This window comes from Erythrobacter sp. JB1-15 (assembly GCF_057365035.1).
Genome location: NZ_CP200295.1, coordinates 2,816,757 through 2,829,200 on the forward strand (window position 1 = coordinate 2,816,757; position 12,444 = coordinate 2,829,200).

Consider the following 12,444-nt stretch of genomic DNA (forward strand, 5'->3'; position numbering starts at 1 on the left):
ACCGCTCGCAAATCGGTGTGCGCGCGGCTATGCGTCACGGATATGTGGTGTTTGTGTTTGGGTTTCTGGTTGTGAAAAGAGCAAAGCTCGTGCTGGCTGTGATGGCTGCGCCTGCTCTGGCCATGCTCGCCAGCGCTCCGGTCCATGCCCAAGGTGCTGCGCCCACCGGCGTTCCATCTGAGCGCGATGCGCCGGTTGCTATGCTGGTTGATATCTCCAGCGGACAAGTGCTGCACGAACGCAATGCGCAAAGGCGATTTGTCCCGGCCTCTATCACCAAAGTGATGACGCTGTTTCTTGCGTTCGAATTGATCGAGGCGGGTGAGCTTGATCCGGGCCAAGTGATGACAGTCTCGCCCGACATTGCCGAAGAATGGCAGGGCAAGGGCTCGACCATGTTCCTGGAAGCAGGCGCTCAGGTTCCGCTGTCCGATATGCTGCTGGGCATTGCCAATGTGTCGGCCAATGATGCAGCCACCGTGCTGGCCAGCGCCCCTATCGGCGGGACTGCGGGATCGGTGGAGGGCTGGACACAGGCGATGACGGCCAAAGCGCGCGAAATTGGCATGGTGAACAGCCATTTTGCCACGCCCAATGGCTGGCCCGATGGCGGTCAGACTTTCACCACGGCTAGCGACCTTTTGACGCTGGCGCAGGCGATGCTGGGCCGCCACCGCGCGCATTATGATCGCTATATCGGGCGCAAGACTTTCGCTTATAACGGCATCACGCAGACCAATTACGATCCGCTGATTGAACGATTTGCAGGCGCGGACGGGATCAAGACGGGCTTCACCAATGAAGCGGGCTACAACTATCTCGGCTCGGCTGAGCGGGATGGACAGCGCCTTGTGCTGGTCCTTGCTGGAACGCGCAGCATTGGCGCGCGCGCCAATCTGGCACGCCGATATATGGAATGGGGCTTTGCCGCGTTTGAACGCCAACGCCTGTATGACGAAGGCGCTGTCATCAGCGAAGCGCGCGTCCAAGGCGGCGCATCGCGCATGGTCGAACTGGTGACTGACCGCGATGTCTTTATCAATCTGCCTAAAGACAGCGCCGCTGACGGCCCCGCCAATCCTTCGGTAAAAGTGCATTATCTGGGGCCACTGCGCGCGCCTATTGCTGCGGGTGAAGAGGTTGGCTTTCTGGAAATCACCGCTCCCGGAATGGAGCAAGCGCGCGTGCCGCTGCTTGCCAAAAACGCGGTTGAAGAGGCCGGGTTTTTCACGCGCATCTATAACGGCGTGCTGGGGTGGGTATCGTGACTGACGCGGGCGCAAAGGGGCGTTTTATCGCGCTTGAAGGCGGCGAGGGTGCGGGCAAATCGACGCAGGCCAAATTGCTGATCGCGGCATTGGAACAGCGCGGCATTGCAGCGGATCTTACTCGCGAACCGGGCGGGACACAGGGCGCAGAAGCCATTCGCGAATTGCTGCTGCATCCGCCGGGCGAAGGGTGGGGGGCTGAGGCCGAAGCCCTGCTGTTCGCTGCGGCCCGCGCCGATCATGTCGCGCGCCGGATCATGCCGCAGATTTCCGCAGGCACCTGGGTCATATGTGATCGCTTTGTCGATTCCAGCAGAGCCTATCAGGGCGGGGCAGGGGGATTGGGCGATGCGGCCATTCAGGCCCTGCATCAATTTGGTAGCAAGGGTTTGCGGCCCGATCTCACGCTGGTGCTGGCGCTTGATCCGCAAGATGCAGCACGGCGGTTATCCGCGCGCGACGGCGATGAAAGCGACGCGATTGGCGGGCGCAGCGCGGAGTATCATGCGAAAGTGGCGCGCGCTTTCCGCGATCAGGCGGAGCGTGATCCCGGCGGCAGCGTCATCATTGATGCAGGCGGCGATCCGCAAGAGGTTCACGCGCGCATCTGGCAAGCGGTCATGCCGTTATTGGAAGGCGCACTAGGCCATGACTGACTGGCCCAATCACGCGGCTGCATGGCGCGAATGGCGCAGCGCCCTTGGCGGCGCGCGGATGCATCATGGCTGGATCTTGGCGGGCAAAAGCGGGCTTGGCAAAAACGACTTTGCGATGGCCGCAGCACGCGAATTGGTCGCAGAAGATGGCGTTCCCCAACCCCAAGGCGATCACCCCGATATCCTCACGCTCACCTATGGCGCAAAAAACGACAAGGAAGCGCGCCTTCAGGCCGATGGCAAACCGTTCGAACGTGCGCGTTCCATCCGCGTTGATCAGATAAGGCAAATGCAAAGGCGGCTGAACACCCGGCCAACATTGGGCGCGCGCCGGGCGATCATTATCAACCCTGCCGATGATATGGAGCGCAATGCGTCAAACGCGCTGCTCAAAAGCCTGGAGGAACCCCCGCAAGGCACGTTCTTTCTCCTGGTCACGCACCGCCCATCGCGCCTGCTGCCCACGATCCGTTCGCGCTGCCGGATGGTGCGCTTTCCCGTTATCAGCGAGAGCAATCTGCGCGCCATGCTGGAGGATGCAGCCCCCTCAGACCCGGCGGCGATTGGCAGCGCGATTGCAGCCGCAGAGGGGTCTTTTGGTGCAGCCTTGCGATTTGTGGAGCAGGATCTGGGCGGGCTCGCCGGGTTGATCGAGGCTTTGATCACCAAAGGCGACCCGGCACTGGCCGCGCGTGCTGATCTTGCCCGAGCGATTGGTCCGCGCGCTGATCGTGACAGGCTGTCTGCCGTGCTCGAACTCGCGCAGGCGATCACCGCTGACCATGCGCGCAAAACGCAAGTTTCCGCACACCGCGCCCGGTTGATTGAAACCCATGCCGCCTTGGTCAAGCTTGCTGGCGAAGCGCCCAGCTACAATTACGATACCGGCCTTTTGACAATGCAAATCGGCACCTTGCTTAGCGAGGCCGCGCCCGCTAGCGAACACGCCCATGGCTGAACCCTCAAACGCCCCGTATTACATCACCACTGCGATAAGCTATCCCAATGGCCGCCCGCATATCGGCCATGCCTATGAAGCGATTGCCGCCGATGTGATCGCGCGGTTTCAGCGCTTGCAGGGCCGCGATGTGCGCTTTCAAACGGGCACCGATGAACACGGCCTCAAAATGGCGCGCAAAGCCGAAGAACAGGGCCGCACCCCGCGTGAACTTGCCGATGAGATGTCGGGTTATTTCCAGGATATGTGCGCCGCGCTTAATATCAGCCATGATCGCTTTATCCGCACGGTTGAGGATGATCACCACCGCGCCAGCCAAGCTATCTGGCAGCGCATGGAGGCAGCAGGCGACCTTTATCTCGACCGATATGAAGGATGGTACTCGGTCCGCGACGAGGCCTATTACGACGAAAGCGAGCTGACGGCAGGGAGGGGGGCGAGAAGCTTTCCCCCAAGGCACGCCGGTGGAATGGACGGTTGAGGAAAGCTGGTTTTTCCGGCTGTCCAAATATCAGGACCGCCTGCTCGAATTGCTTCGCTCTGACGGTTTCCTCGAACCTGTCAGCCGCCGCAATGAAATGATCGCTTTCGTCGAACAGGGCCTGCGCGATCTCTCGATCAGCCGCACCAGTTTTGACTGGGGCGTGAAAGTCCCCGGATCTGACAATCATGTGATGTATGTCTGGGTCGATGCGCTTACCAATTACCTCACCGGGCTGGGTTTTCCTGATGAGACAGCGAACTATCCCAAATTCTGGCCCGCCGATCTGCATCTGATTGGCAAGGATATTGTCCGGTTTCACACGGTCTATTGGCCCGCATTTTTGATGAGCGCGGACTTGCCTTTGCCAAAACAGGTGTTTGGCCACGGATTTCTGCTCAATCGGGGACAAAAGGAATCCAAATCGCTCGGCAATGTGACCGATCCTTTGGCCTTGGCCGATCAGTTTGGCGTTGATGCCCTGCGCTATTTCCTGATGCGCGAAGTCGCTTTTGGCAAAGATGGCAGCTATTCACCCGAAGCGATTGTGGAACGCGCCAATGCCGAACTTGCCAACAGTTTTGGCAACCTGGCGCAGCGCACTTTGTCGATGATCCATAAGAATATGGACGGGGCGATTGAACTGTTTGATGCGGCCCCTGCCGATGATGATCTGGCCAGCACCGTCAGCGATGCGTGCCGGCGCGAATTGCCGCGAGAATTTAACGCGCTCAACTTTTCGGCCGGGATTGATGCGTGGATGCGCGCAGTGTTTGCGTGCAATCAATATGTTGATGAACAGGCTCCGTGGGCGCTCAAAAAGACCGATCCTGCCCGCATGAAAGTGGTCTTGCAAACGCTGTTCATGGCGATCCGCGATCTGACAATTGCGATCCAACCGGTGGTTCCTGACAAAGCATCCGCTCTGCTCGATCAGCTTGGCATTGCCCCCGATGCGCGCAGTTATAGCGCGCTGGACAATGCCGATTGGTATCGCAATCTCGTCGAAAGCGGATTTAACCTAAGCAAACCGACGCCTTTGTTCCCGCGCCTCGAATTGCCCGAGGATGCAGGGGAGGGGGCGTAATGTTAGTCGATAGCCATTGCCACCTTGAATATAAGGGCGTGATTGAAGACCAGCAGGGCGTACTGGAACGCGCGCGCAGTGCGGGGGTGGGGGCGTTTCTCAACATCTCGACCAAACAAGCCGAATGGGACCAGGTCGTCGCCACCGCCATGCGCGAAGATGACGTGTTCGCCAGTGTCGGCATTCACCCGCACGAAGCAGACGCCCACGCTGATCTGCCCCGCGAGGTGCTGTTTGCTGCCACTCAAAACCCGCGCGTCATCGCCATCGGAGAAACCGGGCTCGATTATTTTTACGAACATTCGGACCGAGAAACGCAGGCCAGATTGTTCCGCATGCATATCGATGTCGCGCGCGAAACAGGCTTGCCAGTTATCATCCACACGCGCGATGCAGAAACTGACACATTCGCCATCCTGGACGATGAAATGGGCAAGGGCGCGTTTCCAGCGCTCATCCATTGCTTCACCGCGTCGGCTGAATTTGGCCAGAAAGTGCTCGATCTGGGGCTGACAATTTCGCTTTCGGGCATTGTCACATTCAAGAATGCCAAAGAGCTGCAAGCGGTCGCCAAAACCGTGCCGGAAGACCGATTGCTGGTGGAAACCGACAGCCCGTTCCTTGCCCCGGTGCCGCATCGCGGGCGCCCGTGTGAGCCTGCTTTTGTTGCAGATACCGCGCAATTTGTCGCGGACCTGCGCGGCGAAACGCGCGAGCATCTGGCTGCGGTCACCACTCGTAACTTTGCGCGCCTGTTCAGCAAGGCTGGCCTGTGAAATTCATCATGCTCGGCTCTGGCACCTCAACAGGTGTGCCCCGGCTTGGCGGAGAGGATGGCGCGGGCGATTGGGGCGATTGCGATCCCAATGAACCGCGTAACCGGCGCACGCGCGTCTCCATTCTGGTCGAAAGCGATGATGGCGCGCGGATTCTGGTCGACACATCCTCTGATTGCCGCGCGCAATTGCTGCGCCACCAGATCGGGCGGCTTGATTGCGTGTTCTGGACGCATGATCACGCTGATCACTGCCACGGTATCGACGATTTACGCGTGCTGAGATATGGCCGCGGCGGCCCGATACCGGGCTATGCTTCGACAGAGACTGTGCGCCGTCTGCGGCAGCGGTTCGGCTATGTCTTTGCCGGTCAGGATGGGTATCCGACCATTGCGACGCTCGACACGCTTGACCGGCTGCGAATGATCGCCGGATTTGGCGTTGAGTTCTGCCAAATGGCGCATGGCAGCGGCGAAACGACCGGTTACAGATTCGAAGCGGATGGCAAATCCATTGCCTATGCAACCGATTACAGCGCGATAAACGATGCAATGATCGAATGTTTCGAAGACGTCGATATCTTGGTTAGCGATTGTTTAAGGCGCGATCCGCACCCGACGCATGCCAATCTGGACCTTGCGATGGAGCTTGGCGAACGCTGCGGCGCAAGGCAAATTGTGCTCAGCCACCTTGATAAAAGCATGGATTACCGCACACTGGACGCAGAAACGCCCGATCATGTGATCGTTGGCTTTGATGGCTTGGAGATGACAGCATGAATGATGTCGCGATTGTTTCAGTGATAGCGATGCTGGGTTGGCTGGTTCTGGCTGGCGGTGCGCTGGCTTCATTCAAATTGAGCTGGGGCAAAATGGTGCAATTGATCCTGATCTGGGCTTGCATTTTTACCGGCGGTTTTCTGGTTGCGAACCTGATGGGGCTTGAGCTTTGAGGGCGAGCATTCCTCCATACGGGATGCCAATATTTAACATAATATATATTATCAATCTTTCTGAGGCGAGGTTCTTGCGATGAGCGAGCCCGCCAACAAACCCGCCGCGCAGACCCCTATCGGCCGTCTCCTCGCTATCATGGCGCAATTGCGCAATCCTGATGGCGGATGCGAATGGGATCTGGCGCAGGATTTCAAGACAATCGCGCCGTACACGATCGAAGAAGCTTACGAAGTTGCCGATGCGATTGAGCGCGGCGATATGGCGGAATTGCGCGATGAGCTTGGTGATCTGCTGCTGCAAGTCGTCTTTCACGCGCGCATGGCGCAGGAAACAGGCGCATTCGATTTTGACGATGTTGCAGCAGCCATCAGCGACAAGATGGAAGCGCGCCATCCGCATATCTTTGGCGATGCTGGCGGGACCATGGGCGAACAACGCTGGGAAACGATCAAAGCTGCTGAACGCGGTGAAAAAGGCATGCAAAGCGCGGTGGACGGCGTGGCCTTGGCTTTACCGGCCTTGATGCGCGCGCAAAAATTGCAGAAACGCGCCGCGCGTACAGGGTTTGACTGGCCCGATACCGATGGTCCTGAGGCCAAGGTTTTTGAGGAAATACAGGAGCTAAAGACGGCAAGCTCACCATCACACAAAGCCGAAGAAGCGGGCGATTTTCTGTTTGCAGCGGTGAACCTGGTGCGGGCGCATGGGATCGACGCAGAAGAAGCTCTTCGCGCGGCAAATTCCAAGTTTGAACGCCGCTTTCGCGGGATGGAACAGCGCGCCCAGGGTGATTTTGCTGACCTGGATCTCGATCAAAAAGAAAGCCTGTGGCAGGCCGTGAAGGCTGATGAGAAAGGCAGCGGCAGCGCCTAAAGCGTCGCGTATTGCCCCAATTCCTTGGGGTTAAGGCGCACGATCAGCTCGCGTTCTGGCCCCGCATCCCCTTCTCCCGCATCTGTATCGCTGCGCACATCGCCGTGCGCGTGCAGCCATGCGATCCGGCGGCCATCGCTGGCGGGCAATCTTATCGTCACTTCGCGCGCGGTCTCGGTCAGCATATCGGCGATGCGCGCTTCAAAACTTTCCATCCCGCTGCCATCAAGCGCAGATAGCAGCACAGCGCCAGAATTCAGCGCTGCTGTCTCCAATTCTGCCAATTGATCTGCGTCCAGCAAATCGGCCTTGTTCCAAACCTCGAGTATGGGAATGTCGCCCTCTCCCGTCTCAGGATCGACCACATCAAGATCGCTCAAAACCTCGATAACCTGCTTTTTCTGTGCGGCATGCGCTTCGCTGGAAATATCGCGCACATGGCAAATGATGTCCGCACCGGTGACTTCTTCGAGTGTTGCACGGAAAGCGGCGACCAGTTGGGTCGGCAAATCGGAGATAAAGCCGACCGTGTCCGACAATATAGCTTTTTCAACGCCCGGCAGGCTGATCGCGCGCATCGTCGGATCAAGCGTCGCGAACAGCATATCCTCTGCCATCACCTCTGCGCCCGTGAGCCGGTTGAACAGGCTGGATTTTCCCGCATTGGTATACCCAACCAGGGCAATCACAGGCCAGGGCGCCCTTCCCCGCCTTTCGCGGTGCAAAGCGCGCGTTTTGCGCACTTGTTCGAGCTCCCGCCTGAGCCGCGCCATGCGCTGGCGGATCATCCGCCTGTCGGCCTCAATCTGGGTTTCGCCCGGACCGCCCAGAAAGCCGAACCCGCCGCGTTGCCGTTCAAGGTGGGTCCAACTGCGCACGAGCCGACTTTGTTGATAGTCCAGATGCGCCAGTTCAACCTGCAAGCGGCCTTCTGCCGTAGCGGCGCGTTCGCCAAAGATTTCCAGAATTAACCCTGTGCGATCAATGACTTTGCGCTTGAACTTGTCTTCAAGATTGCGCTGCTGGATTGGCGCCAAAGCGCCATCGACAATCACCAGCTCCGCCTCGTGCAGCTCGCAATCGGTCTTTATGCGTTCAACCTGCCCTGATCCGAACAAAGTGTTGGGCTGCATCTGGCGGATCGTGAACACTTCGGAATGCGCGATGACCACCCCAATGGCGAGCGCAAGGCCTTGGGCTTCCTCAAGCCGTTCCTTGGCGCTGAGGTCATAAGACAGGCTGCGCACATCCGGGCACAGCACAAGGGCCCGCGCACCGCGGGTTACCTCGTCCATCAAGTCATCATCGAAGCTCAGTCGTCTATCCTAAAATGGGCGAGGCCGCAGCAGGCCATGCCCTCACCCTTCATCCAGCTCGCCAAATTCCGGATCGTCATCATCATCGGTGAGATCGACTGGCGTGGCTGGCTGAATGGTCGAAACCGCGTGCTTATAGGCCAGTTGCACCGCCCCTTCACGCTCGAGCAGCATGCAGAACAGATCATAGGACGCGATCCGGCCCTGCAACATCACCCCGTTCACAAGGAACATGGTAACCTGCACATTCGCCTCGCTCACCCGGCTGAGGAAAATGTCCTGCAACAATCGCTGTTTGGAATTGCCTGTGCGCATCTCAAACTGATCGGCATCGACCGGCTGTCCCGGCATGATCGTCGAAATGGCGTGCTTATACACCAATTGCGACTGTCCATCGCGGCGCAAAAGGATCGAGAAATTGTCAAACCATGTGACAATCCCTTGAAGTTTAACGCCTTTTACAAGAAACATCGTGACAGGAATTTTGTTTTTGCGCAGGAAATTCAGAAACGCGTCCTGAAGATTGCCTGCGCCTGCCTTGCCGCGCGCACCTGATGAGCGCGAAGAATTACCGCTTTGCACCGCATCTGATTGCTCAGAGGCAGGCCGTGGGCGCGGAGAGAGAGTTCGCCCATTTGACATGTTTTATGCTCCTATTATTGGCGGCCGCTTTTGCGGTCCGCGGTAGAACGGTTGAAGTGATCGATCACTTACAGCGCCCTCACCCTTTTATGCCTTTGACTAGGCATAGGAGCAATGCTTGAATTGCTTTACAGCCAAATGGATGCGTTTTTCTTGCAGCAGGTCAGTCTTTACGCACGTTTTCGCGCCGTTCTGCCATGCCAAGCAATTTGAGTTTGCGGTGCAAAGCTGACCTTTCCATCCCGATGAAAGTCGCCGTTTTGGAGATATTGCCAGAGAATCGGCGGATCTGAATGGTGAGATATTCGCGCTCAAAGCTTTCGCGCGCCTCTCTTAAAGGAACGCCCATCATTGCGGAAAGCCCCTGTCCTGATGCGGCAAGGCGCCCTCCAGTAATTTCGGCGGGCAGCATATCGGTTTCCACCATCGTCAGCCGTTCGCGCGGGGTCATGATGATGATGCGTTCCACGACATTGCGCAATTGGCGCACATTGCCCGGCCAGTCATAAGCCTGGAGCGCGGCCATCGCTTCTTCAGAAATGTCCGGCGGAGTGATCCCCTGATTGGTCGAATAACGCGTAAAGAAATGCTCAGCGAGAGCAGGAATATCATCGCGTCTCTGGCTCAGGCTTGGAATGGCGACGGGCACGACATTCAGGCGGTAAAACAGGTCTTCGCGAAAGCGCTTTTCTTCCATTTCGAGCGCCAGATCGCGCGACGTTGAGGAGACAACGCGCACATCGACCCCAATCTGGCGCGTGCCCCCTACCCTCACAAAGCTCTGCTCGGTCAGCACGCGCAGGATGCGGGCCTGTGTTGAAAGCGGCATGTCGGCCACTTCATCGAGATACAAGGTTCCGCCATCGGCCAGTTCGAGCAAGCCAGAGCGCACCTGACGCCCGTCATTTTCCTCGCCAAACAATTCATGCTCAAAGCGTTCCGCCGTGATGCGCGCAGAATTGACCGTGACGAACGCTTTATCGGCGCGCCCGCTCCAGGAATGGAGCAGCCTTGCCGCAACTTCCTTGCCTGCGCCCGCTGGCCCGGTGATCAACACGCGGCTGCCAGTGTTCGCGACGCGTTTCAATGTCGCGCGCACTGTGTTGATGGACGAGGAATTGCCGGTGAATTCCGCCCCATCCACGGCCCCTTCGCGCAGGCGCGAGTTTTCGCGGCGAAGGCGTTCGGTTTCGGTCGCGCGTTCAACCAGCAAAAGCAGGCGCTCAGCCTCAAACGGCTTTTCGATAAAGTCCATTGCCCCGCGTCCAATCGCGGATACGGCGGTGTCGATATTGCCATGACCGGAGAAAATGATGACCGGCAATTCAGGTTCGCGCACTTTGATCGCGTCGAGCAATTCCAGCCCGTCCATCTCGCTGCCGTGCAGCCACACATCGAGCAGCACCAGGCTGGGCCGGCGTTCATCTATCGCCGCCAAAGCGCCGCGGCTTTCAGCAGCGGTGCGGCAATCATACCCCTCATCTCCGAGCACGCCGGAGACGAGTTCGCGAATATCATGCTCATCATCGACAATCAGAATATCGAGCGACATCAAAGTTTCCTTGGGTTGATAGGGGTCATGTTGATAGGGGTCATAATGCAGGTTCTGCCGAAGCCAGTTCGGGATCGCGGGCAAAGCGCAGGGTGACAGCGGTGCCGCCATTTTCGCCGGTGGCAAAGCTCATATCGCCGCCATGTTCATCGACAATCTTGTTTACAATCGCGAGGCCAAGCCCGGTGCCTTTCTCACGCGTGGTGACATAAGGTTCGGTCAATCGGTCGCGGTCTGTGGGAAGGCCAATGCCGTTATCGGTGACGGTGATGACGATGAAGCCCGCATCCGCTGTGCCAGTATCGGGGATGGTATCGGTGATGGTCACAGATACCTCACCTGAATAAGGAGCAGGTTCAATGGCCAATTTGGCTTCCACCGCTTCAACCGCGTTTTTAAGCACATTGGTCATCGCCTGACCCAGCTGATGGCGATCGCAGCGAATGGCGGAACGCTCGGCCAGATCGAGCGTCACTTTGAAGGCGATCTTGGAATGTGCGACCTCTTGCAGGAACACCGCCTGGCGCACCAAGTCCACCGGGTCTTCGGGGCGGAACATGGGTTTGGGCAAACGCGCGAAAGACGAGAATTCATCCACCATTTTGCGCAAATCGCCGACCTGACGCACAATGGTGTTGGTCAATTCGTCAAACAGCTCTTCGTCCTTGTCGATCTGCTTGCGATAGCGGCGTTTGAGCCGTTCGGTGGCGAGCTGGATCGGGGTAAGCGGGTTCTTGATTTCATGCGCGATACGGCGCGCGACATCGGACCATGCCGCCTGTCTTTGATCGAGCAATTGGCGCGTGATGTCTTCAAAAGTGATCACATGACCGCTTGAGCCAGGCGCCGCTTTCACGGCCAGCGTCAGCAGCTCATTGCCGCGGGCGTGGCTGACGATCTGGCTTTCTTTGCCATCGCGCAGCATCTGGCAGATTTCGGGCGCGATATCACTGAGCGAACGCCCAACGAGCTGATCGGATGCGGCGTCATTTTCACCGCCATTTCCCAGCAGCGATTGGGCCGATGAATTCATCAGCAGCACCCTGCTTTCGCTATCGACCGAGACAACCCCTGCGGAAACCGATTCCAGCACCGCTTCCATAAAGGCGCGCCGATCATCGATCTGGCGATTGGCGTTTACAAGCGCATCGGTTTGCTTTTCCAATTGCGCTGTCATGCGGTTGAAGGCCCGGTTGAGCAGGCCAATTTCATCCGCGCCAGTGCGCCCTTCAACACGCAGTGCAAAATTGCCCTGCCCCACTTTGCGGGCGGCACCCACAAGATCCGTAAGTGGTTCAACCTGACGGTCGGCAAAGCGCAGCGCGAACCACACTGCCAGCCCGACCAAAAGCAGGCTGACTGCGAACAATGCAATGTTGAACCGCAATTGCAGCGTGCGCGCGTCAGCGGTCAGCGATTCATACGACGATGAAATGGCCTGCGCGCGCTCCCAGGAATTGAACAGGCTCGCCTCGGTCGTGCGCGCATTGTAGAGGTAAATCCCGCTTTCCGCATCAATCGGAGCGAGCGCCGCTATGCGTTCCGGACTGCCCGCAACTGCGACAAAATTGCCCTCATCAAGCTGCGGCAAAGCGGCCTCGCTGAATTCGAGCCAGCGATTGTCGTCCAGCAGGTTCATAATCGCAGCTGTGCGCAAAGATCCGTCGGGCAGCCGCTGCAGGATCGCGCTTTCGGTTATTTCGCGCGGCTGAGCCTGATACGCATAGAAATCGGGGAAATTGTCATCCGACAACTGCCCCCCGCTCGAAGAAGAAAAAGCGCAAATCGCTGGCCATGGCGATGGTTTCTTCCTGCACATCGGCCTGATTGGCATCGTAATAGCTTTGCGCCAATTCGTTGGCGTTTTCCATCAGCCCGC

General features: G+C 58.1%; 12 protein-coding genes and 1 pseudogene. 8 read left to right on the forward strand and 5 right to left on the reverse strand.

Going from position 1 to position 12,444, the window contains the following annotated elements; translation table 11 throughout:
* The first annotated feature begins 29 nt into the window (after positions 1–29).
* The 8 genes and pseudogenes from AC0V6L_RS13605 to mazG all read left to right on the forward strand — a co-directional run bounded on the left by AC0V6L_RS13605 (position 30) and on the right by mazG (position 7,055).
* The gene (locus tag AC0V6L_RS13605; RefSeq protein WP_486154725.1) at positions 30–1,268 is read left to right on the forward strand and encodes a D-alanyl-D-alanine carboxypeptidase family protein; all 1,239 of its coding nucleotides are present in this window, start codon (positions 30–32) and stop codon (positions 1,266–1,268) included.
* The gene (tmk, locus tag AC0V6L_RS13610) at positions 1,265–1,924 is read left to right on the forward strand and encodes a dTMP kinase (RefSeq protein WP_486154726.1); all 660 of its coding nucleotides are present in this window, start codon (positions 1,265–1,267) and stop codon (positions 1,922–1,924) included. Before AC0V6L_RS13605 ends, tmk begins: the two co-directional genes overlap by 4 nt.
* The gene (locus AC0V6L_RS13615; RefSeq protein WP_486154727.1) at positions 1,917–2,882 is read left to right on the forward strand and encodes a DNA polymerase III subunit delta'; all 966 of its coding nucleotides are present in this window, start codon (positions 1,917–1,919) and stop codon (positions 2,880–2,882) included. The genes tmk and AC0V6L_RS13615 overlap by 8 nt, the downstream gene beginning before the upstream one ends.
* Positions 2,875–4,450 (forward strand): annotated as a pseudogene (gene metG, locus AC0V6L_RS13620) (methionine--tRNA ligase). Before AC0V6L_RS13615 ends, metG begins: the two are co-directional and overlap by 8 nt.
* Positions 4,450–5,226 carry a TatD family hydrolase gene (locus tag AC0V6L_RS13625; RefSeq protein WP_486154728.1) on the forward strand — a complete coding sequence of 259 codons (777 nt, stop codon included), beginning with the start codon at positions 4,450–4,452 and terminating at the stop codon, positions 5,224–5,226. Before metG ends, AC0V6L_RS13625 begins: the two are co-directional and overlap by 1 nt.
* A complete protein-coding gene (locus AC0V6L_RS13630; protein WP_486154729.1) occupies positions 5,223–6,005 on the forward strand; it encodes an MBL fold metallo-hydrolase in 783 nt (260 codons plus the stop codon). The genes AC0V6L_RS13625 and AC0V6L_RS13630 overlap by 4 nt, the downstream gene beginning before the upstream one ends.
* Positions 6,002–6,178 carry a hypothetical protein gene (locus AC0V6L_RS13635; protein ID WP_486146197.1) on the forward strand — a complete coding sequence of 59 codons (177 nt, stop codon included), beginning with the start codon at positions 6,002–6,004 and terminating at the stop codon, positions 6,176–6,178. The genes AC0V6L_RS13630 and AC0V6L_RS13635 overlap by 4 nt, the downstream gene beginning before the upstream one ends.
* Before the next feature lie 79 nt (positions 6,179–6,257).
* Complete coding sequence (gene mazG / locus AC0V6L_RS13640; protein ID WP_486154730.1) at positions 6,258–7,055, forward strand: nucleoside triphosphate pyrophosphohydrolase; 798 nt, start codon at positions 6,258–6,260, stop codon at positions 7,053–7,055.
* Here the strand turns inward: mazG and hflX are convergent.
* From hflX to AC0V6L_RS13665, 5 genes are all read right to left on the reverse strand, one after another.
* The gene (hflX, locus tag AC0V6L_RS13645) at positions 7,052–8,350 is read right to left on the reverse strand and encodes a GTPase HflX (RefSeq protein ID WP_486154731.1); all 1,299 of its coding nucleotides are present in this window, start codon (positions 8,348–8,350) and stop codon (positions 7,052–7,054) included. The genes mazG and hflX overlap by 4 nt on opposite strands.
* A gap of 63 nt (positions 8,351–8,413) precedes the next feature.
* Positions 8,414–9,013 (reverse strand): RNA chaperone Hfq, encoded by a 600-nt coding sequence (hfq, locus tag AC0V6L_RS13650; RefSeq protein WP_486146203.1) that lies wholly within the window; start codon positions 9,011–9,013, stop codon positions 8,414–8,416.
* Between the two features lie 163 nt (positions 9,014–9,176).
* Positions 9,177–10,565 (reverse strand): nitrogen assimilation response regulator NtrX, encoded by a 1,389-nt coding sequence (ntrX, locus tag AC0V6L_RS13655; protein WP_486154732.1) that lies wholly within the window; start codon positions 10,563–10,565, stop codon positions 9,177–9,179.
* Between the two features lie 40 nt (positions 10,566–10,605).
* Positions 10,606–12,318: a sensor histidine kinase NtrY-like gene (locus tag AC0V6L_RS13660; RefSeq protein ID WP_486154733.1), complete on the reverse strand. Its 1,713-nt coding sequence runs from the start codon at positions 12,316–12,318 to the stop codon at positions 10,606–10,608.
* Positions 12,308–12,436 carry a hypothetical protein gene (locus AC0V6L_RS13665; protein WP_486154734.1) on the reverse strand — a complete coding sequence of 43 codons (129 nt, stop codon included), beginning with the start codon at positions 12,434–12,436 and terminating at the stop codon, positions 12,308–12,310. The genes AC0V6L_RS13660 and AC0V6L_RS13665 overlap by 11 nt, the downstream gene beginning before the upstream one ends.
* Between the last annotated feature and the right edge of the window lie 8 nt (positions 12,437–12,444).